This window comes from Lactobacillus sp. B4005 (genome assembly GCF_026536045.1).
Classification (GTDB): domain Bacteria; phylum Bacillota; class Bacilli; order Lactobacillales; family Lactobacillaceae; genus Lactobacillus; species Lactobacillus panisapium.
Map to the genome: position 1 here is coordinate 14753 of NZ_JAFNOZ010000001.1, position 26795 is coordinate 41547.

General features: G+C 33.8%; 27 protein-coding genes, 1 pseudogene and 1 riboswitch. Of the genes and pseudogenes, 16 read left to right on the forward strand and 12 right to left on the reverse strand.

Annotated features, from left to right (window positions below):
- Positions 1–20: 20 nt before the first annotated feature.
- Positions 21–590: a hypoxanthine phosphoribosyltransferase gene (hpt, locus tag J3U73_RS00190; RefSeq protein WP_267409258.1), complete on the reverse strand. Its 570-nt coding sequence runs from the start codon at positions 588–590 to the stop codon at positions 21–23.
- 227 nt (positions 591–817) lie between these two features.
- Between hpt and J3U73_RS00195 the strand changes: the two genes are divergently transcribed.
- Positions 818–1900, forward strand: coding sequence for a M42 family metallopeptidase (locus tag J3U73_RS00195; protein ID WP_267409259.1), 1083 nt, complete (start codon positions 818–820; stop codon positions 1898–1900).
- A 70-nt stretch (positions 1901–1970) separates the two neighbouring features.
- A riboswitch (TPP riboswitch) is annotated at positions 1971–2062 on the forward strand.
- 45 nt (positions 2063–2107) lie between these two features.
- Complete coding sequence (locus J3U73_RS00200; protein ID WP_103751954.1) at positions 2108–2686, forward strand: ECF transporter S component; 579 nt, start codon at positions 2108–2110, stop codon at positions 2684–2686.
- Between the two features lie 258 nt (positions 2687–2944).
- Here the strand turns inward: J3U73_RS00200 and J3U73_RS00205 are convergent, their stop codons facing one another.
- The 6 genes from J3U73_RS00205 to J3U73_RS00230 all read right to left on the reverse strand — a co-directional run bounded on the left by J3U73_RS00205 (position 2945) and on the right by J3U73_RS00230 (position 6826).
- Positions 2945–3106, reverse strand: coding sequence for a hypothetical protein (locus tag J3U73_RS00205; RefSeq protein WP_267409260.1), 162 nt, complete (start codon positions 3104–3106; stop codon positions 2945–2947).
- Positions 3107–3227: 121 nt separating this feature from the next.
- Entirely contained in the window at positions 3228–4055 is an 828-nt protein-coding gene (locus tag J3U73_RS00210) for a PTS system mannose/fructose/sorbose family transporter subunit IID (protein ID WP_267409261.1), read from the reverse strand.
- Entirely contained in the window at positions 4045–4836 is a 792-nt protein-coding gene (locus J3U73_RS00215; protein ID WP_267409262.1) for a PTS mannose/fructose/sorbose/N-acetylgalactosamine transporter subunit IIC, read from the reverse strand. Before J3U73_RS00215 ends, J3U73_RS00210 begins: the two co-directional genes overlap by 11 nt.
- Before the next feature lie 15 nt (positions 4837–4851).
- The gene (locus tag J3U73_RS00220; protein WP_267409263.1) at positions 4852–5310 is read right to left on the reverse strand and encodes a PTS sugar transporter subunit IIB; all 459 of its coding nucleotides are present in this window, start codon (positions 5308–5310) and stop codon (positions 4852–4854) included.
- A 21-nt stretch (positions 5311–5331) separates the two neighbouring features.
- Positions 5332–5763, reverse strand: coding sequence for a PTS sugar transporter subunit IIA (locus J3U73_RS00225; protein ID WP_267409264.1), 432 nt, complete (start codon positions 5761–5763; stop codon positions 5332–5334).
- Positions 5756–6826, reverse strand: a complete 1071-nt coding sequence (locus tag J3U73_RS00230) for an SIS domain-containing protein (protein ID WP_267409265.1) — start codon at positions 6824–6826, stop codon at positions 5756–5758. Before J3U73_RS00230 ends, J3U73_RS00225 begins: the two co-directional genes overlap by 8 nt.
- Positions 6827–7032: 206 nt before the next feature.
- Between J3U73_RS00230 and J3U73_RS00235 the strand changes: the two genes are divergently transcribed.
- The 3 genes from J3U73_RS00235 (at position 7033) to J3U73_RS00245 (ending at position 9506) form a co-directional block, all read left to right on the forward strand.
- Positions 7033–7860 (forward strand): MurR/RpiR family transcriptional regulator, encoded by an 828-nt coding sequence (locus tag J3U73_RS00235; protein ID WP_267409266.1) that lies wholly within the window; start codon positions 7033–7035, stop codon positions 7858–7860.
- A 365-nt stretch (positions 7861–8225) separates the two neighbouring features.
- Entirely contained in the window at positions 8226–8975 is a 750-nt protein-coding gene (locus J3U73_RS00240) for a tyrosine-protein phosphatase (RefSeq protein ID WP_220269255.1), read from the forward strand.
- A 42-nt stretch (positions 8976–9017) separates the two neighbouring features.
- Positions 9018–9506: a cupin domain-containing protein gene (locus J3U73_RS00245; protein WP_267409267.1), complete on the forward strand. Its 489-nt coding sequence runs from the start codon at positions 9018–9020 to the stop codon at positions 9504–9506.
- Positions 9507–9579: 73 nt separating this feature from the next.
- Here J3U73_RS00245 and udk read toward each other — a convergent pair whose 3' ends face one another.
- Positions 9580–10221: a uridine kinase gene (gene udk / locus J3U73_RS00250; RefSeq protein WP_103751957.1), complete on the reverse strand. Its 642-nt coding sequence runs from the start codon at positions 10219–10221 to the stop codon at positions 9580–9582.
- A 937-nt stretch (positions 10222–11158) separates the two neighbouring features.
- Here udk and J3U73_RS00255 point away from each other — a divergent pair.
- The 8 genes from J3U73_RS00255 (at position 11159) to J3U73_RS00290 (ending at position 19082) form a co-directional block, all read left to right on the forward strand.
- Positions 11159–13888 carry a sigma 54-interacting transcriptional regulator gene (locus J3U73_RS00255; protein WP_267409268.1) on the forward strand — a complete coding sequence of 910 codons (2730 nt, stop codon included), beginning with the start codon at positions 11159–11161 and terminating at the stop codon, positions 13886–13888.
- 157 nt (positions 13889–14045) lie between these two features.
- Positions 14046–14516: a PTS sugar transporter subunit IIB gene (locus J3U73_RS00260; protein WP_220269258.1), complete on the forward strand. Its 471-nt coding sequence runs from the start codon at positions 14046–14048 to the stop codon at positions 14514–14516.
- An 8-nt stretch (positions 14517–14524) separates the two neighbouring features.
- Positions 14525–15364 carry a sugar phosphate isomerase/epimerase family protein gene (locus tag J3U73_RS00265; RefSeq protein WP_220269259.1) on the forward strand — a complete coding sequence of 280 codons (840 nt, stop codon included), beginning with the start codon at positions 14525–14527 and terminating at the stop codon, positions 15362–15364.
- A gap of 14 nt (positions 15365–15378) precedes the next feature.
- On the forward strand, positions 15379–16167 hold the full coding sequence (locus tag J3U73_RS00270) for a PTS mannose/fructose/sorbose/N-acetylgalactosamine transporter subunit IIC (RefSeq protein WP_258562421.1): 789 nt from the start codon (positions 15379–15381) through the stop codon (positions 16165–16167).
- The gene (locus tag J3U73_RS00275) at positions 16148–16978 is read left to right on the forward strand and encodes a PTS system mannose/fructose/sorbose family transporter subunit IID (RefSeq protein WP_220269260.1); all 831 of its coding nucleotides are present in this window, start codon (positions 16148–16150) and stop codon (positions 16976–16978) included. The genes J3U73_RS00270 and J3U73_RS00275 overlap by 20 nt, the downstream gene beginning before the upstream one ends.
- 24 nt (positions 16979–17002) lie before the next feature.
- The gene (deoC, locus tag J3U73_RS00280) at positions 17003–17665 is read left to right on the forward strand and encodes a deoxyribose-phosphate aldolase (RefSeq protein ID WP_267394311.1); all 663 of its coding nucleotides are present in this window, start codon (positions 17003–17005) and stop codon (positions 17663–17665) included.
- Positions 17658–18653 carry an SIS domain-containing protein gene (locus J3U73_RS00285; protein WP_267409269.1) on the forward strand — a complete coding sequence of 332 codons (996 nt, stop codon included), beginning with the start codon at positions 17658–17660 and terminating at the stop codon, positions 18651–18653. The genes deoC and J3U73_RS00285 overlap by 8 nt, the downstream gene beginning before the upstream one ends.
- Before the next feature lie 15 nt (positions 18654–18668).
- Positions 18669–19082 carry a PTS sugar transporter subunit IIA gene (locus J3U73_RS00290; RefSeq protein ID WP_220269263.1) on the forward strand — a complete coding sequence of 138 codons (414 nt, stop codon included), beginning with the start codon at positions 18669–18671 and terminating at the stop codon, positions 19080–19082.
- A gap of 278 nt (positions 19083–19360) precedes the next feature.
- Here J3U73_RS00290 and J3U73_RS00295 read toward each other — a convergent pair whose 3' ends face one another.
- A complete protein-coding gene (locus J3U73_RS00295; RefSeq protein ID WP_267409270.1) occupies positions 19361–21265 on the reverse strand; it encodes an alpha/beta hydrolase family protein in 1905 nt (634 codons plus the stop codon).
- Between the two features lie 736 nt (positions 21266–22001).
- Here J3U73_RS00295 and J3U73_RS10890 point away from each other — a divergent pair.
- Both J3U73_RS10890 and J3U73_RS10895 read left to right on the forward strand, forming a co-directional pair.
- Positions 22002–22268 (forward strand): annotated as a pseudogene (locus J3U73_RS10890) (transposase); the annotation flags it as partial.
- A 320-nt stretch (positions 22269–22588) separates the two neighbouring features.
- On the forward strand, positions 22589–22867 hold the full coding sequence (locus J3U73_RS10895) for a transposase (protein ID WP_416381461.1): 279 nt from the start codon (positions 22589–22591) through the stop codon (positions 22865–22867).
- A 371-nt stretch (positions 22868–23238) separates the two neighbouring features.
- Here J3U73_RS10895 and J3U73_RS00300 read toward each other — a convergent pair whose 3' ends face one another.
- The 3 genes from J3U73_RS00300 to J3U73_RS00310 all read right to left on the reverse strand — a co-directional run bounded on the left by J3U73_RS00300 (position 23239) and on the right by J3U73_RS00310 (position 26106).
- On the reverse strand, positions 23239–24177 hold the full coding sequence (locus tag J3U73_RS00300; RefSeq protein WP_220269266.1) for an NAD(P)H-binding protein: 939 nt from the start codon (positions 24175–24177) through the stop codon (positions 23239–23241).
- Positions 24178–24190: 13 nt separating this feature from the next.
- Entirely contained in the window at positions 24191–25132 is a 942-nt protein-coding gene (locus tag J3U73_RS00305) for an NmrA family NAD(P)-binding protein (RefSeq protein ID WP_267394320.1), read from the reverse strand.
- 83 nt (positions 25133–25215) lie between these two features.
- Positions 25216–26106, reverse strand: a complete 891-nt coding sequence (locus tag J3U73_RS00310) for a LysR family transcriptional regulator (protein ID WP_267394322.1) — start codon at positions 26104–26106, stop codon at positions 25216–25218.
- Positions 26107–26468: 362 nt separating this feature from the next.
- Between J3U73_RS00310 and J3U73_RS00315 the strand changes: the two genes are divergently transcribed.
- Entirely contained in the window at positions 26469–26684 is a 216-nt protein-coding gene (locus J3U73_RS00315; protein ID WP_220269269.1) for a hypothetical protein, read from the forward strand.
- Positions 26685–26795: the final 111 nt, after the last annotated feature.

A 26795-nucleotide genomic window follows, 5' to 3' on the forward strand; every position in this document is an offset into this window, starting at 1 on the left:
TATTTGAATAGCTCCTTTTATTATTTATTGTTAGCTAGCTTGATGACTTCAGGCTTAAGAACGCCAATGTAGCGTAAGTTACGGTAAAAGTTCATAAAATCCAGACCATAGCCTACAACAAACTCGTTTCCGACTTTTGAACCAAAATAATCAACCTTAACATTAACTTTTCGATTAGCTTCCTTATTCAGTAACACGCAGCATTTAACGTTTTTAGCGCCGCGTTTTTGGAGCAAATCCTTCATATATTTCAAGGTTAATCCGGTATCAATGATATCTTCAACGATTAAAACATCACGATCTTTGACATCTGTAGCCAAATCGGAAATGATTTTCACTTCGCCTGAAGATTCAAAACCATCACCGTAACTAGAAACGTCCATAAAATCAATTTCTTCTTTGACGTTCATTTCACGTACCAGGTCAGTTAAAAAGAAAATTGCACCCTTTAATGCACCTATAACTAATGGCTTTTTACCAGCATAGTCTTCAGTTAATTGCTTACCCAATTTGACACACATCAGGTGAATATCATCTTCGGTAAACAATTTATGATCAATAATATTATCAATATTGTCGTTTTTCGGCATTTATTTACCTTTCACTTAAAACTCAAAATTCCTAATAAAATTGATTATATCATTTTTATCGGGAAAAAGGAGCTTGTTTTGAACTTTTTTAGCCATTTTTTACCGAAATTACGGACAAAATTATCAAATTTGCCAAAAGCAGTAGGATTTTTTCAGAAATAGCTTAAATAATTGTTTTTTGCTACAATGAAATTTAAAGTTTAATAAGCGAAAGGTCAATTACAACGATGGAAAAAGAACAAGAAATAAAAATGCTCAAAGCTTTTTCGGATGCTAATTCAACTTCCGGCTTTGAAGGAGAGTTTATCAAATTATTCACTGACACAGTAAAAGATATTGCCGATATAAAAGTTGATGGTATGCTCAACGTTTATGCTGCTAAAAAAGAAAATCAAACTGGTCAGCCAATTATCCAGCTTGATGCCCATTCTGATGCTGTTGGTTTTATAACTCAGGCAGTTAGACCAAACGGAATGATTAAATTTGTTCCGCTTGGCGGCTGGGTTAAATATAATATTCCAGCTTTACGGGTAAAAATTAGAAACCGTGACGGTAAATATGTTCCTGGCGTAGTAGCAACTAAGCCACCGCACTTCATGACTAAAGAAGAACGTGACAATGTACCGGAAGTAGAAAATATGTCAGTTGATGTTGGTTCTAGTTCTCGTGAAGAAACAATTAATGATTATAAAATTGATACTGGTTGTCCCATTTTTGTTGACGTCAAGTGCGAATACAATGAAAAAACCGGTCTTTTCTTCGGTAAGGATTTTGATGACCGGTTTGGTGCAGCTGCAATGGCTGATGTTTTGGATAATCTCAACGGCGAAAAGACTGACTGTAACGTTGTAGCCGCACTTTCGAGTCAAGAAGAAGTCGGCTTACGAGGAGCGTACGTAACAGCTAGAAGTATTAAGCCAGACCTAGGGATTGTGCTTGAATCATGTCCAGCAGATGATACATTTACTCCAAAATGGCTTTCTCAAACAGGCTTAAAGCGTGGACCAATGCTGCGTGATATGGATACCTCATTTTTGCCTAATCCAAAATTCCAACAATACGCATGTGAATTAGCGGATAAAAACAATATTCCATATACTCGTTCGGTTCGGACCGGTGGCGGACAAGATGGTGCGGCAATTTACTATGAAAATGGTGCGCCAACTATTGTTATCGGAATTCCAGTGCGTTACGAGCATTCGGCATACTGCTTCAGCGCATATCAAGACTTTAAGGCCTCAGTTGACTTAACTTGTGCAATTATCCGTGATTTGACTAAAGAAAAGTTGGCTAGTTTTAGTCAGTTTTGATTAAATTGCTAGTTAATTGAATAATTTAAAATGTCTTCTTGATATTGTGTTATAATAGGCAAAAAGATAAGAAAGTCACTAGGGGTGCCACATTTAGCTGAGAAATACCCTCCGAACCTGAACAGGACAATACCTGCGTTAGGGAAGTGTTATTAAGTATATTAGAGTACTCCTACTGACTTAGAATGTTAGTTAGGAGTATTTTTTATGTTTACAAGATCATCAAAATGGAACGTTAAAGCAATTATCCTGATTGCTTTAATTGGAATTATTATGGGAGTAATCTATACTTACGGGTTTAATTGGGCTTACAATTTAATTAAGTTATTACTGCTTCCGACTGGCTTTGCTCCGGTAACAGATACTGTTTTTTCTGGATTATGGCTAATGGCAGCTCCCTTAGCGATGTATTTCGTGCCAACGGTTGGTTCAGGAACAATTGGTGAAACATTGGCAGCAGTTGTCGAAATGGCTATTGGCGGCCAATGGGGTGCAGTAACAATTTTGTCTGGTGTGATTCAAGGAGCAACTAATGAAATTGGCTTTTTTCCGCAAAAAAGTCGGTATCAAGCATTTTCTTGGCAAAGTGTACTAACAGGGGCCTTTTTTGCCGGCCTTGGTAGTTTTATTCCAACGTATTTTTTGTACGGCTGGAGTAAGTATAGCATCCAACTGCAAGTTATCATGTTTATTACTTGTATACTCTCTGCGCTTGTCTTTGACGGCGTTTTGGTAAAATTGATTACTAACTTATTTGATCAGGCCTTAAAACCAAAAATTGCTTAAATTATTGAGCTTTGAAAAAGCTATTTACTTAGACCAATAAAAACGTTGAATTTACAGATACAACGTTTTTATTTGTATATATTACAGTATTTCATCTAAGCGAGCATTCAAATCCAAATGGATCTAAAACTTTTTTTGCTTATAAAAATCATGCGCATAGTTGTGCCTAAGAGGGTAGACAAAAGTTAAAAATGATCTAAGATTAATGCTTATGACCATGAATTTAAAGAAATATTGGCACATGCGCAGTCCGAGTAATCAACTTTGGTGGGAAGAAAATAGTAAAAAGCAGACAAAACTATTTTTGAAGTGAACCCTAAAATTAGGACACTTTATATTAGCTGCAAACTTAGGACCAACTTGATAATCATGCCAAAGATGATAGATTTCAATTTTATCTTGCTTAGATAATTTAGCCATAAAATAACCCCCAAATTTGTCCTAAATTTGGGGGGTCACTTCACAATTTTCAGTGTCTTGTCTGTTTCTTTTTTGTTTAAAGAGCTAGTCTTTCCTGGACTCTTAGTAATTTATCTAAATATTAGCCGAGTAATTTGAAATATGCACCAGCTATACTTAGTAATAGCATGATTAACATAATCCATAAGGGATTCAGTTTTTTCTTTAGTAACCAATAAGTTAATCCGAATACTAACAGTACAGGAATACCTGGGAAAATTCCGTTAAGTAATGATTGAACTGTAGATCCACCCGTTTTTGTTGAACCAACTTTAAAAACGAAATTTACTTTTACCATGTCCATTGTCATTGCACCAACTACAATCATTCCCACAATTGAAGCATACTTGGTAAGTTTACTCATTAGTCCGGATTGTTCAACTTCCGAAATAACATTGGTGCCTAAGCCATACCCTAAAAAAGTACCATAATATCTAAAAAGATAATGCACTGTATTAAAAATCAAAAAGAAAAGAATTGGTCCTAATATATTTCCCTGTAATGCTAGTGGGATGCTTACCCCTGTAGCAATTACTCTAATTGTTCCCCAAAAAAAGCTATCTCCTATTCCACTAAGCGGTCCCATTAGAGCAGTTTTAACGTTTGAAATCGAGCTTTCATCAAAATCTGATTTTAAGGAGTTTTCTTCCTCCATTGCTGCAGCAATTCCCATAGGAAACGTCGAAATATATTGTGTAACGTTATACAATTCCAGATGTCTCTTCATAGCATTAGAAAAGTCTTTTTTCTGTGGATAAAGCTTTTTTAGTAATGGCATCAATGCCCAAGCAAAGCCAACATTTGCCATTCGCTCATAGTTCCATGAATGGTTTAATGGTATGCTACGCCAAAAAATCTTTTGTAAATCAGTTTTTTTAACTTTTCTTTTGTATTCAGGTCTAAAACTCATCAAATCCATCACCATTCTTTCCTGAATTATTTAAAAGCTTTCTATCTGTATCTTCTTTATCAGGGATATAAAGAAGCATGAAGGCAACGATGATAAATGAAAAAATAGCCACTTCAGTTACTGTAAATTTGGTAAATGCAATCACAAAAAAGCCTAAAAAGAAGAACAAAAAATTCTTTTTATTAATAATCATTTTTAATAGCATAGCAAATCCAAGTGCTGGTAAAATGCCAGCGGCAATGTTCATACCCGTTTGGACAAACTCTGGGATAAAGTTGAGCATTTTCTCTACTGCACCAGAACCAAAGTAAAATGCTAAAGGAATAAAAATCAGTCCTGGCCAGCTTTGAATCCAACCTGAAATTAGCATATCGATAGTAAACTTTCTGGTGTTAGCTTCGGCAGCATCTCGATCACACTTATGAATGAAAATAAGCATCACAGGTTGACCTAAAGCTGTGTTTAAGGCTAACATTAGGGTTGCAATTGGAATCCCCATTGTTAGAGCTGCTCCAACGCTTGCATTACTTTGTATTGCCAGTGCTACACCTAAAATTGTGCCTGCAACAGGATCTGGTGGATTATATGCTCCAACTGAAATTGATCCCAACATCGCCAGTTCTAAAGTTGCACCCATAATTACCCCTGAAGTCAAATCGCCCATGGCTAGACCAACCAATGGACCAAGAATTATCGGCCTTTGAATATAACTTGTACCTAAGAACCATTCACTATATCCTAAAAATGATAGTAAAAAAATTAAAAAAGTTTTTAAAATCAAGTTAATGCCTCCTATTTATTTAAATGAATGCTTTGTATCATCAGGAATCATTTGTGCAAAAACATTTACTCCGTGATTAACCATTTCTTGAATAAGAGCAGCTTCTTGATCATTAAGGTAGACGCTGTTACTAAATTTTGTTGTGTTCTTTCTAAAAGATACATTGCCTAAATTTAGTTCTTTGAAATTAGTACAATTGATTATTTTTTCTGCAATGGCAACTGTTTCGCATACAATAAGTAATGAGTATTTATCTGTAACACCACTTCTTAATTGTTCTATTGCTTCAGATGTCGTTTTAGCGACTACTTTTACTCCGCTAGGTTTCGCTAGTGCAATTGTTTGCTTTCGCATCTTATCTTTTTTTAACGTATCACTAACCAATAAAATCGCATCAATATTTAAGTTTGATGTCCATGAAACAGCAACTTGACCATGTAGCAAGCGATAATCTACTCTGATCAATTTGATCATAATAATCTTTTCCTTTCATAATTAAAATTCATCCAAATTATTTACCACTTTTTTCTTACTTAGTTCATTACAATAAATAATTCCATTTTTAGATTCGGTAATAGCCTTTTTTATCTCATTCTCTATGTTATTTCCTTTCACATTTGTAATTAAAGATAAAACTAAAGGAAGATTTATCCCAGTTATTAGATGAATGCGACAATCATTTGCAAGAATTTTCATAATGTGATTATTAACGCTACCACCAAATAAATCTGTAAGGATTATGATGCCATCAACATTTAACTGAGCCAAATAAGTATCAATTATTTGGTCAAAATTTTTACAATTTGTGGTATAAGCAGAAAAATAAGCAATATTTTTCTGTTTACCCGCAATAAATTCGATTGTTTTTTTGAATCCCGCAGCTAATTCACTATGTGTAGCAATTACAATTTCAATTTTTTTATACATCTTTTAGCACACCCTGACTGCCCATCTTTTGATGAAAAGCTGGATCTTTAGGAATACTTGGATCAATACCGCTGATTTCTGGTACCAAGGCGGCGATGACTTGAAAAACAATTGGATAAATGAAGGTTTCAAACTGTGGTAGAATGTCTAAACCATAGCTAAAAATTTTATCCTCACTCGGTCCATTACCTCTAACAAGATAAATTTTTTCGGTCCATTCGCCCAAGATCTTAACAAGAAGATTAATCTTAGGCTCAGTACCATCGTCAATGAAAAATAAGGTTGACTGATTATTAACCGCATTGTAAATACCATGAATAAACTCATTAAATTCATATCCTGTTATTGGCAGACGACAAGTTTCTAAAATTTTTAAAGTAGATTCTAATACGTCACCATATAAAGCGGCTGGGCCACTTAATCTAATATCATGTGCTCCAGAAAATTCATTCTTGTGACTGTTAACCCAATTGATCGCTTTATTTAAAGCAATTGGAAATTGATTAAGAGTAGCGTTTAAATCTTTTAAATCATTTTCAAACTGATTATTTGTAATTGTTCCATTCTGTAAACCAATATATTCGGCTAACAAGAGTAGGTTTAACTTGGTTGCATAATATCCTTTGGTTTTGGGACCCACAGTTTCTTTACCAATGTCAACTGTCAATATTTCATCAGCAATTGTATTGATGTAAGCTTGGGAATCGCCAGACATTGTAGCAATCAGACACCCATATTTTTTTGCTAAATTCATCGCATTAAAAGTGGTTAAACTTCCACCTTCTTGCGATATGCCAATAAATAAGGTATGGGCATTATCTGGATTAGTTTCAAAAATTTCTTTTGTTAACTTAAAAGGATAGTATGCTTCTACAGGAATACCACTTTTTTCCCGCATCTTTTGTTGCATCTGTTCTCCAGAGTGGTAACTTGTTCCTGAGCCAGTAATAAATATTTTCGTAATATTATGAGAAACAGTTTCTTCGAATAAATCTTTACTACAATCAATTAATTTTACTAATTGTTCCGGTGTTTCTTTTAAGTTTGTAATAATTCCATTCATTAGCAATTAATCCTTCTATTTAAAACTACATGTTAAAAATGTGAATATCCACATAAGTTTTTTAGAACGTTCATATTTACTTTATAATATTATTAATGCTTATGAAAGCGTTTTTGTAAAATTGAAATTTTGTTTTACAATTATTTGTAAAGACACTACTATAACCGAAACTTTGTTACGGTGAAATAATGGAATAGGTGCATAATATGAAAACATTAGAAAACTTAATAGATATTAAAAATACTACTTTTAATGAAGAGGAAATTATTAAGTATATTATTGCTAACCCAGAAAAAGTGATTAATATGTCAATTTATAGCTTGGCTAAAAAAACTCATACTTCAACTTCTTCGATTATTAGACTATGTAAAAAGTGCCAATATAAAGGCTTCAAGGATTTCAAAATTGAACTTATTCAAAGTATTGATAAAGAAATCAATAATATTACAAATATTGACGTTAATATGCCTTTTAAGCAAAATGATTCAGATTATATTATTGCGAAAAAAATTAGTCAGCTTTCTATTGAAACTGTAAAAGCAACATATGATTTATTATCTCCTCAAAAGTTAAACTCAACAGTTGATCAGCTAATAAATGCTGCTAATGTTTTTGCAATTGGATTTGGTGATAATTATCTTCGCTTAAGCGATTTTAAAACCAAGTTACTATTAATAAACTTTTTTATTAAAATGACAGAATTAGAGGACGATCAAATCAGATTAACTAATCTATCAAATAATAGTGATGCTGCAATTATTGTGTCTTATAGTGGAAAGACTGCAAAAGTAATTAATTGTGCAAAAAGATTTTATACCAATCAGACTCCTATCATCGCAATCACTAGCGATAGTCATAGTCCCTTAGCTCTACTAGCAAGCCAAATTTTTTTAATTCCAAATAAGGAAAATATTGACCTAAGCTTTTCCAATTTTTCATCACATGTTTCAATAGAATACATACTTAATACGATTTATTCGTGTATTTTTAAGCGCAACTTTACAGCTAATTGTAAATATACACGCAAAGGTTAATTTGCTTGAACTACAAAAGTGTTTGGAAAAGACTATTCTGATAGACTAAAAAAAGTTGAATTTGCTAGTTCAACTTTTTTGTATATATTACAGTATTTCAAAACCTAGACCGAAACAGTTTTTCAAAGCATTAGCATACGCAAGATTGATGTTGGTCATTTGAAGAATGTGTTTGGAATGCGCCGAGTTCAATTAAGAGGGCAGGCATAAGTTAAAAAAGGTTGTTTTTTTGCGTTTTTTTTATAAAAAAGACTAAGAAACACAAATTAGTTTGCGAAAATCATGGACGTAGAATTCAATAAAAATTATAATATTCCTTTATGAAAACCAAAAAGTTTTAATAAATAATAAGTTTAAGGAGAATTATGACTACAGAGATAACAAATTGGCGTTCATTAGGTGGCTATGTTAGTTCAGATGGAAGAAAGGTTAAAGAAGGGCTGCTTTTTCGTTGTGGTCAACTATTTGATTTAACCGAAGAACAAAAAGATCGTGTTCAGAACTACTACAAAATAAAGCGACTGGTTGATTTTCGCGGTGATGAGGAAAGACAAGAATACCCAGACTATCTTTGGTCAGAATTAGACTATGAAATTATTGATGTGCTAAAAGATGTTGGCACAACAAATCAGGCTAGTGTTGATGAAATTGTTTCGGCCAATAGCAGTGTTGAACAAGATATGCTGAAAACCTATGAAGAATTGGCAATGGCAGAATCTGCTAAGCAAGGCTATCACGACTTTTTGCTAACGTTAATGACCGATCCAGTTCCAGTTGCCTTTCATTGCTTTGCTGGTAAGGATCGAACAGGGGTAGCTGCAGCCTTGATTTTAAAGAGCTTGGATGTTAGTGAGGAGCAGATTTTTACCGACTACTTAAAAACAATTTCTGCTCGTAAAAAAGCTAACAAAGAAATATTAGAATACTTAAAAGATAAGATGGATCCTAATAACCTCAACGATGTAGCAATTGCGTTAACTGTTGAACGCCAATACCTGGAAAGATACTTTTCAACCGTTAAAAAGCACTACGGTGATTTTGATCACTACTTTACTGACGGCTTGAAACTGCCACAAGATTTTAAAGAGCAAATGCAAAAGAATTACTTGGTTTAACTTAATGAAGTTGACTGATTGAGCGTGAAGAGAGCAAAAATTATGAACCGAGAAGATTATATTAAAAGTTTGAGCCTTGAGCCTCACCAAGAAGGAGGCTGGTTCCGTCAAATATATACTAGTGATGAGCAGTTCTTTGCTCAGGATAGCCAAGCAGATAGATTTTACTACACTTCAATTTATTTCTTACTTGATGATCAGAGCTGTTCCCATTTTCACCGCTTAAACCATGATGAACTATGGTATTATCATGACGGCACGGCGATTACAATCTACTGCATTGCTCCAGATGGTCATTATTATGCTATAAAATTAGGTAAAAGAATTGATCACGGAGAAGTCTTGCAATTTAAGGTTCCAAAAAACACCATCTTTGCCTCAGAAGTCACGGAACCAGATAGTTTCTGTCTAGTTAGCTGCATGGTTTCTCCCGGCTTTGACTATCATGATTTTGAAATGCCCCACAAACAAGATTTGTTAAAACAATATCCAGATTATGCTGAAGTAATTAAACGGCTAGCAAATGATTAAAATGAATAAGAAAACGCCAAATTCTAAAGCTAGAATTTGGCGTTTTTTGATGCTAATTTGGTTTATCAGTTTTTTATCTAATATTTTCGCTTAAAACAGAGTGTACCTTAGTGGTGAGCATGTCGATGGCGACATTATTTTCGCCGCCTTCAGGGATGATGATGTCTGCATAGCGTTTGGTTGGTTCAATAAATTGGTGATACATTGGCTTAACTGTATCTAAATATTGTTCAATGACCGAATCAATCGATCTGCCTCGTTCCTTAATGTCACGCTCTAATCGTCTGATAAAACGAATATCATCATCCGTATCAACGTAAACTTTAATATCCATTAAATTACGAATCTCTTCACTTGCTAAAACTAATATTCCCTCAAGAATAATAATATCGGCGGGCTCGATATGGATGGTTTCTTTGCTTCTTGTGTGTTCTTTGAAGTCGTAAACGGGCATTTCAATTGGCTCGTATTGTAATAACCGATTTAATTGCTCCTCTAAAAGGGGAATATCAAAAGCATCAGGGTGGTCATAATTGATATTCTGTCTGATGTTCATCGGAATACCAGTATTATCTTTGTAATATGAATCTTGCGTCATAATTAAGACGTGTTCATTTTCCTGCATTTGGTCAACAATTTTGTGAGCGATGGTAGTTTTACCGCTGCCTGAACCACCGGTAATTCCTATCACAACGGGTTTTTCAAGTTTAGACATTGAGACACTCCTTTTTATCAAATAACATTTTACTTTACTTTTCCTTGGATTACCAACGGTTAAGGTAAAAAATATCTTATATTTAGAAATTTAATTGATAAAAATATTTGTTTGATTTTGCAGCGTAAACTTAAATCGGTCGCAAACTTTTTCAATTTTATTTACGAAACTCTACATCATTTTACAAATATGGCTTTATACAAAGAATCTGGGCAATTTGTTAGTTTAACTGAGAAACTTTACCGTGATTTAGCTAATAATGTAAAGTACTTGAGTAAAGAGATACTGCGGAAGAGATATTATGAAAACTATATTGACTGATTAGCAAGCTGCAATTAATCGGTCATTAGAAAAGGTTAATATTTAGGAAAAAATACTGATTTTGACAAGGTCAAAAATAATAGATCTCAGTTGAAAATGATTCATTCTATGAAGTTGAATATGGTTAATTTATCTGAAAGTTTGAATGGCTATGTGGTATTTTCAGGTTCGAACGTGAAAGAAAATATAGTAAGGTTAGGCCTAGTTGATGGATATTAAAGAAAAACTATGTGGCAAGGAACTTTGAATCAACAATTATTGAATATAGTTTTTATGCTTAAATCTTATTGTTCTAGTAGCTTAATAACCACTTAAAACTAAAACTTCGGAATAGGGAAAATATTTTTAATCAAACATATTATTAACTGTATTGTCTAGCCTTTTTGACTGGATTTTTTTGTAATTACTTAATAATAGCATTGTACTTATTTATGAAATGGGAAAATCTGGATGTCAGTTCGCAAGTAATTGATAACGTATTTCTCATTGATAAATTGTTCTATTTTAGCTTGAACAACATTTATAAAATCGCTACCATTATCATAAAAGCATTATATAATCGAATGATTGAAGAAACTTAAACAATATGAATGTGAAAGAAAAATTATTGTCTATAATGAGACAAACAAAGCAGAAAAAGGGTCATTATCTTTTAACTTTAGATTTAGCTAAAAAACTAGGAGTTAAAAGAAATACAGTCAGTCATTACTTAAATCAGTTGGTCAAAGAAAAAAAGATTATTAAAGTTAATACCAGGCCAGTCATTTTTGTGGATCGTGAATGGGCAGAAAAAAATGCTAATCAGCAATTACAGCAAGAATATACTACTCTTAAAAGTTTAGAGAATCTGATTAGTCATCATGATGTTTTTTCAAGTGTAATTGGTCATGATCAATCGCTTTATAGTCAAATAAGAAAGTTGAAGGCTGCTGCATCATATCCTGGTCGACTCCCCGTATTGATTAATGGGCAAACAGGTACAGGCAAAAGTTATATTGCCAAAAAGTTTTTTGATTACTGTGTAGAAGAGGGCTATATTTCGTCAAATGGAAAGTTTATTAGCTTTAATTGTGCAGAATATGCTGATAATCCGGAGTTGTTATCAAGCACACTTTTTGGTCATGTAAAGGGGGCATTTACAGGGGCTGATTCGGACCACACAGGACTATTTGATGAAGCAAATAACGGTATGCTTTTTCTTGACGAAGTTCATCGACTTGATTCTAAAGGTCAGGAAAAACTGTTTTCATATTTGGATACCGGAACTATTTCACCTTTAGGTGAGGCGGCCGAAAAAAAACGTATGAATGTTAGACTAATTTGTGCAACAACTGAAGATATCAAAAGTAGTTTCTTAGCAACATTTATTCGCAGAATTCCCGTTCAGATAACTATGCCACCACTTATTGAACGTAGTTCAAACGAAATCCGGTCGTTAATCATCTATTTTTACATTCAACACGCTAAAAAAATCAAAAATAATATTAATATTAACAACCAAGTATTTGCTACTTTGACTAATACAAAGTTTGAAAGTAATATAGGTCAACTCAAAAACGATGTTTTACTTTCTGTAGCCAATGCCTTGGGTGAAAGTAAAAAATCTTCTCAAAACGGTATTTACGTTAAGCTAGCGGATTTACCGCAAGATATTTTGAAGTCGAGTATTACTTCAACAAAACAAGTTCTATCCAAAACTAAAAAAGATATCGTCATTACTCCAACCAGTGAAGTTACGGACTTTGTGGGAAACCAGCAAAGTGCTAATTATATTAAAAAAACAATTCAAAGTATTTTTACTTTATATAAAAGTGAGTCCTTTTCGTCTTTTAAAGTTAAGGCTTTTGACAAAATTAATATTTTATGTGATTACTTGGTTTTTAAAAAAGAAGCTTTAGATATTGGTGAATTACCTTTGGATCTTATCAAAAAAACACTCAATCAGGAAGTGGGTTATCTTCAAGATGATCTTAGAAACGATTTTAATGGGAATATTATTGTAGCAATTTCTCATTACTTTTATTTTAGACAGGAAAAACATTGGAAAGTTAAGCCTGGAGAGAAAAAATTAGCAGATGAAATTATTACTAAAATTGATGAAAGTATCTATACTAACCAAGTAGTTCAAGCAATTATCAGTGTTGTTAACGGAATGCTTAACCTTTATACTGATGAAATTGATAATTTGTTCCTAACTATTTATTTAAGCGGTGCTCAAAAAGAAAAGAATTCCAAGTTAATACATTGTATCTTGTTAGCCCACGGTTACTCGACTGCTAGCAGTATTGCGGATACTGTGAATAAAATCGCTGGGGAACCGCTTCTTGACTCATTTGATATGCCAATTGATATTCTGACCGAAGATATTGTGAAAAAGGTTTCTAATTATGTTCATGTAAGACATGTATCCAATGGTTTAATCTTAATGGCCGACATGGGTTCTTTAGAGAAGATCCCTGAATTGCTGAAAATTGATCTAAATTTCCCAGTAGTCATTTTTAATAATGTTTCAACTCAGTTAGCCTTGTTTGTAGCTAATTACATTAAAGAGCGAAAGCCGATTGAGGCAATAGTTGATAAGATGAATGAAATCATTTGCAATGATTACCGTATTATTTATCCTAAAATGGTTAAACAGAATGTGATTTTGGTATGCTGTACAACTGGAGTTGGAACGGCCAATAAAATTAAAGACATGATTGAAGAAAGTCTCCCGCCAAAAAGTAAAATTGTTATTATGGCTTGTTCGTATAGCTGGCTCAAACTGGAAGATCAAGAAAGAGCAATTAAAAGAAAATATAATGTTTTAGCAGTTATTGGTACAGCTAATCCACATTATGACAATGTTCCTTTTATTTCTTTAGATCAGCTTATAAATGGTTCTAAGCTCTCAGCTTTAAAGGAAGCTCTCAAAGATATTTTAACGGATAAAGATCTTTATGAATTTAATAGTTCTATTTTACGCAATTTCACGATTGAGCGGGTAATTAATTCCTTGACGATACTGGATACTAAGGAGGTTATTAAAAATATTGATTTGTGTATTAAAGAGTTAAATAAGTATTTGCAAATAAGCCTGTCCAATCAGACTGTAATGGCTTTGTACGTACATCTTAGCTGTATGATCGAAAGGATAATTAGAAATCAAACTTTGGAAACTAATCCAAGCAAATATAAGCCAACACCACAAAATCAGAGAAATTTGAATAACATCAAAAATTCGTTAAGGTCGTTAGAAAAAATCTATAACATTAAAATTCCACTAACTGAAATTAAGTATATTAATGAACTTATTTTTAATACAGAAAATAATAGCTTAGAAACAGAAGAAATTGAAGATTTTTGACAAAATAAAATACAGCTTTAATAGTGTCAAAATTTAATTAAAATTATCACAAAATGTGGTCAGTATTGGCCGCTTTTTTTTTTGACACTTACTTGGCATGATAATTGCTAAAAACTAGATGGAAGTAAAAGATTAGTTTTTAAAAGGAGGAATTTCTTTGATTAAGTTAATGAGAGTGGATCATCGCTTATTGCATGGTCAAGTTGCCTTTTCATGGACACAAGAATTAGGCGTGGATTGCATACTAATTGCTAATGACGATGTGCCAAATAATGAGATTAGGAAAACAGCAATAAAACTTGCTAAACCTCAAGGTGTAAAGTTGGTAATTAAAAATATTAATAATTCGATTAAAGCATTGCAAAGTGGTGTGACCGATAAATATAGGTTATTTATTGTCGTAGAATCAGTTGCAGACGCCTACGCTTTGGCTAGTGCTTATCCTGCAATCAATCATATTAACTTGGGAGGGACAAAACCAGTTGAAAATACTATACAAATCAGCAAAGCTATTAACGTCACAACTGACGATGAGAAAAAGCTTGATGAGTTAGTAAAAAATGGCTGTGAGGTTGAGATTCGTCAAGTTCCAAATGATAAAAAAGAACTTTATCAAGATGTTAGATAGGATTTTACATGAATAATAAAATTAAGCGCAGTCGTTTAGCAGCCATGAATTATTACTATAGAAATTATACATTCGATTATTTCTTAGATTCTGTGTGTAAAAATGGTCTATCTAATATTGAACTTTGGACAAGTCCACAACACTTTTGGATAGAAAAAACAGGTTATCAAAATGTCGATAGTATTAAAAAACGTTTGGCTGATCATCATCTTAAGGTAATATGTTTAACTCCTCAGCAAAGCAATCCCAATCCATATAATTTGGCAGCAAAGGGTAGAAATCTTCGTGAAGGTTCACTGAATTATTTTAAAAATTTAATTGATGCTAGTGCCGAACTCGGTGTTCACATGGTGGCACTTAATTCTGGCTGGGACTATTACGATGAGGATCCAAAGGCTGCTTGGGATAGATCGGTTGAAATGATGAAGAACGTTGCTGAATATGCTTCTTCTAACGAAGTTAAGGTTGCGATTGAAGCTCTGCAGCCAGAAGAATCGCATTTAGTGAATTCCATTGTTGATTTGAAACTTTATCTTGAATGTGTAGACGAAGAAAATGTTGGAATCAACATTGATTTAGGTGCAATGGCGAGAAATAAGGAGACAATTTCACAATATTTTGAAGCCTTTGGATACAAAATTATTCACTGTCACTTTGTTGACGGGAATCCAGTTGGTCATAAGTGCTGGGGTGAGGGTACTCGCAATCCAGCTAATGATTTAAAAACTTTTAATACATTTCAATATCATGGTGATTTTACTTTTGAATTTGGGCAACCTCAGTATTTCTTAAATCCGGCACAAACAGAACTAAAAGCACTGAATTTTTTAAAACCATTTTTAGAATAGATTGGAGAATAATAATGAGCAATTTGGGTACAGCACTACTAATAGGGCTGGTTGGCTTTGTAGGTCCGTTGGACTTTGCTATCGGCTCTAATATGTTGAATAGACCAATTATCTTAGGGCCTTTAGTTGGGTTAGTTCTAGGCAACTTGTCTCAAGGAATAATTATTGGTGCATCACTTGAATTAGTGTTTATGGGCGCAATTTCAGTTGGGGCATATTTACCACCTGATGTGATTGTCGGTGGTGTTCTAGGAACCGCATTTGCTATTTCTTTAGGGAAAGGAGTCGGTGCAGCTATTGCTATAGCAATGCCTATAGCAATGCTTTCACTTGCAATTGGGAATCTTACTAGTGTCATTTTTCCAGCTATTGCACATATTGGAGATAGGTATGCAAAAGAAGGGAAACCAGGTGGTATAACTGCATCAATGTGGGGAATTGGATTAATTGAATGTACACGCCGTGGTATTCTCTGCTTTTTAGGCTATTATGCAGGTAGTGCAGGAATGAAAGCTTTACTAAGTGTAATACCACAAAATATTATTAATGGTTTACAAGTTGCAGCAAACATGTTGCCAGCAATTGGGTTTGCCATTTTACTAGAAATGATAATGAATAAAACAGTTTTGCCGTACTTTTTCTTAGGTTTCTTACTATCAGCTTATCTAAAAGTTCCTGTACTTGGCGTTGCGCTTTTCGGATTAATCATTGTTTTTGTAAGGTTTCATTCCGATCAAAATCGTGCAGTAGTAAGTACCAATGGTTCAAGTCAGGAGGATGTAAATGATGACGACGATTTCTAATGAAAAAAAAGTTACCAATAAAGACTTAATGCAAATTATGTGGCGTTCATTGCCTATGGAATTTGGCTGGAATTACGAAAGACAGATGCATTTGGCTTTTGCCTATATGATGGCACCACTTATGAAAAAACTTTATCATGGCGATCAAAAAGAATATACAGAATCTCTTGAACGTCAAATGGAGTTCTTCAACTGTACACCGCAACTTGTACCATTTATCGGTGGTGTAGTGGCGTCAATGGAGGAAAAGAACGCAGAAGATAAGGATTTCGACGTTAGCTCAATCAGTGCAATTAAGACTGCTTTAATGGGACCATTATCTGGTATAGGCGATTCATTATTTTTGGGCACTCTCAGAGTTCTAGCTGTTGGAATTGCCGCTTCCTTGTCATTGAAAGGCAATATATTAGGACCAATGATTTTTTTGTTAACTTATAACATACCGGCATATCTTGTTAGATATTTTGGAGTAAAAGTCGGATATAACATTGGTACTAGTTACCTTGAAAGAATTCAAAAATCCGGACTGATGGATAAGTTTAAGGATGCAGCCGGAATTTTGGGTGTGATGGTCATCGGTGCTATGACACAGAATATGGTTGTAGTTAAGGTTGTTGCTAAGTTTGGCACAGGAAAAACTGCTACATCACTGCAAAGCATATTAGATAGCATTTTACCTGGACTTTTGTCATTATTAGTTTTGTATATTTTTTACGTACTAAATAAAAAGAAAGTCAACGTGCTTTGGCAGCTTTTAGGTGCAACTATCATTGGTGTTTTGCTGACTGCTTGGGGAATTTTAGGTGTTTAAAAGATTTATAAGGTCGAAAAAAGAATGATAAACAAGAAAATTGATTATATTGATGATCCAAATGATACTTTTGAACAATATTTGGAAAAAGCAAAAAAGTATAATTTTCGAGCTGTTTTTGCTAAGCCTGAAAAAGAATATGATTTTGCTAAAGACTATTTAAGAGATACAGACATTATCATTGCTGGTGCTGTTGACTTTCCTGAAGGTAAGATGGATCTTGATAGCAAAATGAAAAGGTTTGCTGATTATGCGGCTAAGAATTTTGAAGAAATCGATTATCCGTTAAACCAAAAAAATGTTGAAAATCGGGACTTTCATGCTATTGAAAAAGAAATGGCGGCAATTTCTAGCTTCTGTAAGAAGAACGGAATTAAAGACAAAGTAATTGTTGAAATGTGTAAACTAGATGGCGACAATGCTGCAAAAGAAAAAATATGTGAAATAGCAAATCGCATTAAGCCGGCATTTCTGAAAACCTCAACCGGTAGAAGCTTTTCTGGTGCTAAGATTGAAGATGTGAAACTTATGAAACGTATTTTAGATTCATCAATCAAAATAAAGGCAGCTGGTGGGATTCACACATATTTAGAAGCAAAAAAATTCCTTAATGCAGGTGCATCAATTTTAGGAGCAAGTGCGGGTATTAAGATAGTAGAACAAGAAAAAGAGGAGAAAAATGCGTAAGTTCGATAAGCAAAAATTAATTACTAGTATGAATGGAGCACTCGAATTAAGAGGCAAGATTAATGAAATCATTGATCCATTATTTAAAAAAGGAATTACAAACATCTGCTGGTTAGGTATTGGTGGTACCTATGCTTCAGGGATGCAAGCTAACATTCATATGAAAGAAAAAAGTGCCCTTGAAACTTTCTACCAAAATGCCGCTGAATATATCGTGACTGGCAATAAGCGCATTACCGATAAAACGCTAGTTGTCATTTCTTCAGTAACGGGTAATACTAAGGAAATGGTTGATGCAGTTAAGAAATTAAACGAGGTAGGCGCCACAATTTTAGGCTTTATGGATGATCCTAAGGCTAAATTGGCAGCAGATCTAACTTATTGCATTTCTTATCCAGAAAACGAGCAATTGAAGTTCTTTATGGTTGGGGATCGTCTAATGTACTTGAACGGTGAATTTCCGGACTATGATGAATTTTATGAAGTAGTGGATAAACATTTTGCTGAGGATATTGCCGAAATTGGAGTTAAAGCAGACGACTTTGCTAAGGACTTTGCTTTAAAGCATCACGATGATGAGATTCATTACTTTGTTGGTGCGGGTAATCAATGGGGTGCAACATACTCATACGCAATGTGCTATTGGGAAGAGCAACATTGGTTAAGAACACGTGCCGTTGAAGCAGCAGAATTTTTCCATGGCATGTTTGAAATAGTTGATCGTGACACACCAGTTACTGTTTATGTTGGAGAAGATTCTCAAAGACCACTCAGTGAACGTGTTGCTAAGTTTTTACCAAAGATTTGTGGTAATTACACTATTATCGATGCTAAAGATTATGACCTCCCTGGCTTTTCAGAGAAATATCGTGGGACCCTGTCACCATTTGTTTTCCATGCAATTAATAATCGAATTGATGTTCACATTGAACACATTAACCGGCACCCAATGGACATTAGACGTTATTATCGTGCGTTAGACTATTAGGAGTGGAAAATACTAATGGTTGGAGTTTTAATTTGTACACATGGCAGTGCCGGACAGGAATTGCTGAAATCGGCAGAAATGATTTGTGGCCAGCAAGAAAATTGCCAAACAGTCAAGTTTACAGACGGTGAGTCGCTTAATCAACTAGAGCAAGAATTGAAGCAAAAAATCACTGCTCTTTCTGGCAAAGTTATTTGCTTAACTGACTTAAAAGGTGGAACACCATTTAATACGTTAGTTCGAATACTGGAAAAAAATCCGGCAATTGAAATTGTTACCGGAGTTAATATTCCAATGCTGTTAGAATTGCTGCTTAAACGTGATCAGCTGCCGCTTGATGACCTGATAAAAATGATTCTAGAAGCCGGTAAAAGCGGTATTTATCATTTTCAGCCTACACCGGCTAAGGATGAAGATGAGGAATTTTAACTAAAGAATAAGGCAGATTGATACGATCTCCGAAGTTAAGGTAAATTTAGAAGTCGTATTTCGATTGCTAAATTATCTAAGCAAGATAAGGTTTTAGAAATTGCTACAGGATATTAAGTTTAACCAAATTTTAGCAATTACAGGCAAATGCTGAAAAAGCGATTCTATCATCAAGTTCATTTAATTGGCAGCAAATAATAGCAAAGAAAATGCGTCCCTTAAGGATTATTTTTTATCCTTAGAGATGCATTTTTTATAACACTAAATATGCAAAATTTTTACTTTAGATATTTATCAAACCAGTTCAACGTTTCTTCTAATCTCTTAATCCGTCTATTAGGAGCACCTTTCCTTGATAAGTCATGATTAGAACCTTGAAAGACTACTAATTTAGTTGGGACATTACGTAATTTCAATGCTTGGAACATTTGATAAGCATCAGGAATTGGACAACGAAAATCATGATCTGAATGTAAGAATAACGTAGGAGTAGTCACATTATTGACATAGCGAAGAGGTGAGTGGAACCAAAGCTTATCAATATCGTCAGAATGTAAATCATCTGTGGCCATTTGATCGTTTACGAATTCAGGGCCAATATCTGAAATGTACATTGCTGTCCAAGAAGCAATGCTGCGCATGCTGACGGCAGCACTAAAGCGGTGAGTATGACCAATAACCCAATTAGTCATAAAACCACCATAACTTCCGCCTGCTAATCCAAGCTTTTCTTCGTTTATCTCTGGAACTTGCTTTAAGACTTCATCGGTAAATAACATTAAATCATCATAGTCCACAGTGCCATATTTACCGCGCACGTCACCATATTCATCTCCCCAACCTTCAGAACCGATGATATTGGTAAAGAAGACAAAATAACCAGCACTAGCCAACATTTGCATCTCATGGAAAAAGCCATCGCCATAAGTAGCGCGGGGACCACCATGAACTTCTAGAATAGCCGGATATTTGTTACATTCTTGGTAATTCAGCGGATAGAGTACCCAGCCATAACGCCAATCGCCATTATGATCCTTATAATCAATTTGCTTTGGCTTTGCCACATATCTGTCTTTCAAAAATTCGTTAAAATGACTAAGTTGTTTGACCTGTCCATCTTTTTCAAATTGGTAGAGTTGCTGCGGACTTTGTGGACTATTTGCGATAAATTGTAAATGATCGCCTTGAAAGGCTAGGGAAGTAATTGAGCCATTCCACTTGCCAACTAGTTCTGTTTTTTCACCGTCAAACGTATAAATTTCATTATGAGTCGCAATTGTAGCAACAAAATAAAGTTTGTTATCGTGGACAAAAGTGGTTTTGCCTGGTACTACTTCCATGTCATGGATGACAATATTGGATAAGTTATGATCCCATTCTTGCACGAGCTGCATTTCATGAGTATCTTTAAGCAAATGATAAAAATTAGGGTTCTCTTCAATGCCATATTTTTTATTATCGGTGGCTGCTAGATATAATTCATCATTTAATAACGCCACTGCACTTATAGACCAAGTTTCAGGCTTAAGCAATTCTTGCAGCTTTTTTTCAGTAAAATCATATTCATAGAGACCTTTTTGAAATGGTTGATGATTTTGATATTGCGCACCGCTCAAGAACAGGTGGCCATCTTGGTACCAAAAATTGCTGACCTCAAAATCTTTTGGTACTAATGGGTGCAACTCTTTGCTTTTTAAATCAAAAATAAAAAGTTGATGTCGTTTACCATTTACATTCCCCTCAGCGTTGGTCCAATAAGGTACTTCAGTTACTTCGTGCCAGGGTAAATCACCATCAGTTTCTGTTAAAAATGTCGTACCTGATAAAAGTAATTGCTTGTTTTGTAATACTTCTTGAACCGCCAAACTTTGCTTTTTAAATTCATGAACCACAGTCAAATCTTGGGTATCAGTATTTAATTTAAATAATTGCGTCTTTTGCTCATCATTTACCGTTGTAAAATATACGTTCGGTTCTTGATCAAAGACAAAAGCCGGATAAGTGTCAGTAGCTAAAATAGTAGACAAACCGGTCTTACTATTTTGCTTAACAAGTGAACACTGATATTTATCCAAATCATCAAAATTAGGATCAGCAGTTTGGAAAATACTATTATTGCCTTGTGTCTTCAAACCTCCTGCATTTTTTAAGTTTAATAAGTCTTTTGCTGTTAATCCTTGCATGTTATACCTCCATTTTAGTTAAAAACCAAGATTAATAATTTATTAAATTCTAATTTTGGCAGTTTGATTTGTCAATTTTATTTTTAAATCTATGATTTAAAAAGTAATTCACAGTGAACAATTGTAAAATGAAATTGAATACTGGTTTTGATAAAAAATCCATTAAGCCTCTTAGATAAAATGTCGTTTGTTGCTAACTAGCTCAAGAGAAACATATTTATAAACTCTTTACGTTTTAATATGTCTACCACCTAAAAAGGCAAGCATCTTTCTTTTATAGATTAGGTAATAATTATCCAAGTTTTGCAGGGACAAAGCCAATCCTTGCGCTAAATTATCGCCAATCACAATTTCTCATGCTTTACAGCAAAATACGAGTTTAATCTAGACCAAATTTCTTTGTATTACGGTAAATAGCATCGCTATGATGCTGAAAGCTCAGCTATGTTATCAGACATGGCACTTGGCAAGCAAGATCATACGTTCATGTCTAAATAGATAGAGAATGTCAGACAAATAAGTTGACTAAATAAAGTTATCTTAATTAAAAATATTAAAAAAGTATCTCCTCCTCGTATGATTAAAGTATCAAGCAATATCGTAGAAAAGAGAGATTCCTATATGAACAACATAACTAAACAAATCATAATTACATTAGTTAAATCTGGTAGCGATGACTTAAAAGTCTTTAGCTAGCAATTAGGATATGTTTTTGAATTAATTTCTCAAAGCTGAATGGGCTAGTTTCTTGGGCTATAATCAATATAATTGGTTTAGTGTTAATACTGGTGGCTTTCCCAGTGGCATCTATACTATTAGGTTTGATACTCAGTTTAAAACTCTTAATTTGAAAATTCCGCGTGATCGCATTGGTGACTTCAAGCAACAGACTATACCAAACAATGATCGATTAAAAAACAAACCACGACCCAATTTTAAACACTTTGCACAACTTTTGCACAACTATTGTAGAAATCTTTCAGTTAATCCAATTTATGTATAATGTATTACGTTTATGCAACAGTCTCTAATATTACCAAGACCACTTTATCTGAAGTAGGGTAGTTTCATTAATACAAGCTACAAGACAAATATTTCCGTATATTCTTAGAAACCTCTTTCATCGATTTGAAACGAGAACACGTAAGTCTTGAAGTATTTTTGTTTGCTTTAGAAATCAAACTTGATAGACACAAGTAAGCAATTAACTATTACATTTTGCTGAATGAAAGCATGATCTCTAAGAATACGGCTTAAAGCAGGTGCGGCCCTTGCAACAGTAATTAAGAGCTTTTATTATAAAGTTTCATTCGCCACTCCCATGTGCATATCATAAATAAGTTGCGTAATAAATTCAGAAAGCATGACCATATATTCGTTTTGACTGATCTTATGTCTTTACATCGTACTCATAATCTAAACCAAACGCATAAAACCCTTAACCATTTTCACAAAAGCAAAGCAAAATATCTTAGTATTATTAGGCAACTAAAAGTGATTGTGACCGAAATATTGGGTTTCATGGATTATTACCCATCGCCAATCAGATTTTCAATTTATTCTACTAATCAGATCAAAAGTATTCACAAACGAATGAAGTGAAAGACTAAAATTACGTAACAATTTCCCACTGAAGACTCATTAGGCATCCTCCTTGAATAACAGGTGCTAGTTTTAAACAGCTCCGTTGTAGCTGAGAAAGTAGCACGCTGCTTCAATGACATATACGTATGAGTCATCCTTTGATGAAAGCAAGTCAGTGGATTAGGAATCCATTTACACATAATTATTGAGACTTTTATCCCATTTTTACTTCTCCATAAAAATATTTCATTGATGTTATGGCATAATTAGCACTATTTTTACTTTTGTCGGAACCGTAGTTATGGCTAATCTATTATGCTTGAGAAAGTAAAAAAGGTAAATCTTTTTATTAGGATTTACCTTTTTGAGCTATTTGGTAGTATTTGGTTTTATTCGGTAGGATGACGATCGCCTAACTGGAAGTCCTCTTCATGTTCAAACATATATCTAACTGTGATTTGTTTCTTACCACATAATTTAGTAAAATCGCTAACCGGCACATCTAAATAACCATCTCTAACAGTAGTACCAAAGGTAACCATTCCGTCAGAAGTTGCTTGAATAGGACTTTTGGAGAAATCACCGTCGGTATTTCTGGGAACACCGATACTATGAAAGTAGTCATAAAGTTCCTGATCCGTTTTCTTAATGTAACTAATGTTGTTGCCTGTCACTTCATTTGCTATTTTTAGGAAAGCATCATAGGTGAATGGCTCACAGCCATTAATGTTTAAAATAGCACGGTGGAGTAGGTCATTGTTTAAAGCACAAGAAGCACTTAATGCCGCATCTCTTCTAGAGATAAACCATACTCGACCTTCACCCATGTTTTTTTCAATGCTGTCTTCATGATTATTAACTGCTCTGAAGTAATCGGTAATGAATGCTTCCGCAAAAAGTGAATTACGTAAGATAATATAATCCAAATCAGTGTTTTGAATAATAGATTCAGTATAACCATGATCTGCATTTTCAACACTAGGATTGAAAGGATTTCCAGATGATAGTACTGAAGTGTAGATAATTTGACCAACATGAGCCTTAACACAAGCATCTACACAATTTTTGTGTGCTTTTCTTCTCTTAGCACCAACGAATGGCATGGAAACTAATAATACTTTATCCGCATTTGCATAAATTTTAATTAAATTATCTGGGCTATTGAAGTCAGCAACCGCTGTTTTAATACCCATTTTCTTGTAATTTTCTAATTTATCTGCACGTGGAGCAGTGAAGAGCAAATCTTCTTTAGGAATTAATTTTAAAACATCTTCAGCTACCAATTTACCAAAATTGCCATCCACACCATTAACTACAATCTTTTTCATTTTGCGCGCCTCTTTAATTATCTTTAGAATGGCGATCACCGATTTGGAAGATGTTTTTATGCTCAAACATGTATTTAACAGTAATTGGATCATCACCAGTTAACTTCTTGAAGTCATCAGTGAACATGTCCATTTTTCCTTCATGAATTGCTTGGCCAAAGGTGACCATACCTTCTGAACTGAATGGAGCAGCGGAATGCTTTTGAAATTTACCATCTGTAGTCCTAGGAACTCCCATTTTATCAAAAACTGCATAGTTTTCTTCATCAGAAATTTCTTCATAGCTTACACGATTGCCAGTAACTTTGTTGCCAATTTCGATAAATCTACTAATGGTCATGAGTTCAGCACCATTGATGTTAAGAATACGGTAATGTAAATTATCAGCCAGGAGGGCATAGGCAACAGCTTTGGCACAATCTTTTCTGGAAATATAGGCCATCTTACCATCACCTTGATTATTACAAATTACCCCACCGTTATTTACATAAGTGAAATAGTTAGTAATCATGGCTTCAGCGTATTGTGAATTCCTTAAAAGAATATAATCTAAACCAGTATTTTCAATATAGTTTTCAGTATAAGCATGATCAATTTTTTCTTTACTTGGATTCATCGGATCACCAGCATTTACTAATGAAGTATAAATAATCTTATTTACACCAGCTCTTTTCGCTGCATCAATTGCGTTCTTTTGAGCTTGACGTCTCTTTTCACCAACAAATGGCATGGAGATTAAAGCGAGAACATTGCCTCCTTTAAAACTATCAATTAGTCCATCCGTATGATTAAAGTCAGTTTGTTTGGTGGCAATACCCATGTTTCGATACTTCTTTAAGCTATCTTCGGAATAGCCACAAAAAACTAAATTGCTTTTATCCGTTAGTTTCAATAAGTATTCAGCTGCTTGACCACCTAAGTTGCCGTCAACGCCTGTCAAAATATATTTGGTCATAATTAATCTCCTTAATATAATTTATCTACAATTAAACTATAAATGAAAGCGGCTTCCTTGACCAATATATAAAAACACTATTGTTATAGGTTGAACCTATATGCAACTATATTTTTGATTTCATTTGTTAAAGAAATAATTTTAGATGATGCATTCTTTTTGTAGGCTATGACACGCTGATATGAATGGGGAGAATTCTTGATTTTAATTAACTTTAAGTTGGGATTTTCAAGTTTCATTGGGAAATCTTCAGGGAAAAAGCCAATCAAATTCTTTTGTTGAATCATAAAAAGTTCACTTTCAACATTATCGACAATCTCTCCAATATTCGGCTTTTCGCCTGCTTTTTGTGATCTTTTGATCATTAAATCATAAGATTTTCCAATACTTGTAGGAGTAATCATGACAGAAGGATATTGATAAATTTCATCCATTGTCACTTCGCTTTTTATAGCTAGTGGATGGTCCTTCCTTATTCCTATCTTATAATGACCATTTGAAAGCGGAATAGTTTCAATATCTGGCTCATCGACAAATTCAGAGTCAAAGGTAATTGCAAAATCAATCTTTTCGTTTCGAAGGTAGGGAGTAAGGTTAATCATTAACTCTTTAGCTACTGAAACCTTTTTTTGATACAACGGCATGTAGCTGAAAAGCGTATTTAGGTAAGATAAATCTTGCAGGGATGTGTAAGCAATTTTAAGCCTTTGCTCTTTTTGCTGTTCCATTTCTTCATTCAGACGATCAATATCTTTGAGAATGATTTCAGACCATAGATATAGCAGTCGTCCTGCTTCAGTAACAGAAATAGGTATTGTATTGCGGTCGATTAATTTTACATCATATGTTGCTTCTAATTCTTTAATTTGTTGACTGATTGAAGTTTGAGCTACATGATTTTTACTTGCGGCTTTAGTGAAGCTGCACAAATCAACTACATCTTTAAAGTATTTTAGTTTGATAATTGATAGCATTTTTACCTCATTGATTTATCTTTTTTCTACATGTATCTAATATTATAAAATAGAGATAAGTAAAGAGGGCATCAAGAAGTACAAGTTATAAAAAAGATTTAATCATTTGAAGAATGTATTTGGCATGCACTGAGCGCGCCTAAGAGACGGAAGAAAAGTTAAAAATGTTCTATATTTGAGGCTTATTACCATGAGTTCGACAAAATATTGGTAAAGAAACGAACCAAATAGTCCATTTTTATTAATAGAAAGAAGAAAAAGCCAGTTTTTGTCATAATATTTTAATGTTTACCTTGTTTTTTGAATCTGCTATTATATTCGCATAAGAATATTTGATTATTAATTTGTTTGAGGCAAAAAAAATGAGTCTAATTAATCCAGTAATTGATCGTGTTGTTTGTATTGCTGTCATTGTTTTGGGTGTAATCGAATTAATTTACAGTGTTAAATACGCCAAAACAATCTTTACTAAGGGAACTAACAATGCATTTTCATTGATTGCAGTTGTATTTGCCTTTTTCTTTGGCTTTGCCCTTTTGGGAACAGGAGTGTCAGGCTTTTATCAACTATTTTTCTAAAATAACCGTAGCTACCAAAAAATTCATTTATTTTTCATTGTAATTTATGTTAAAGCTAAAAGAAAGTGCTATCATAAACGTTAGAAAGAGTATAATTTTTTTACGATTGTG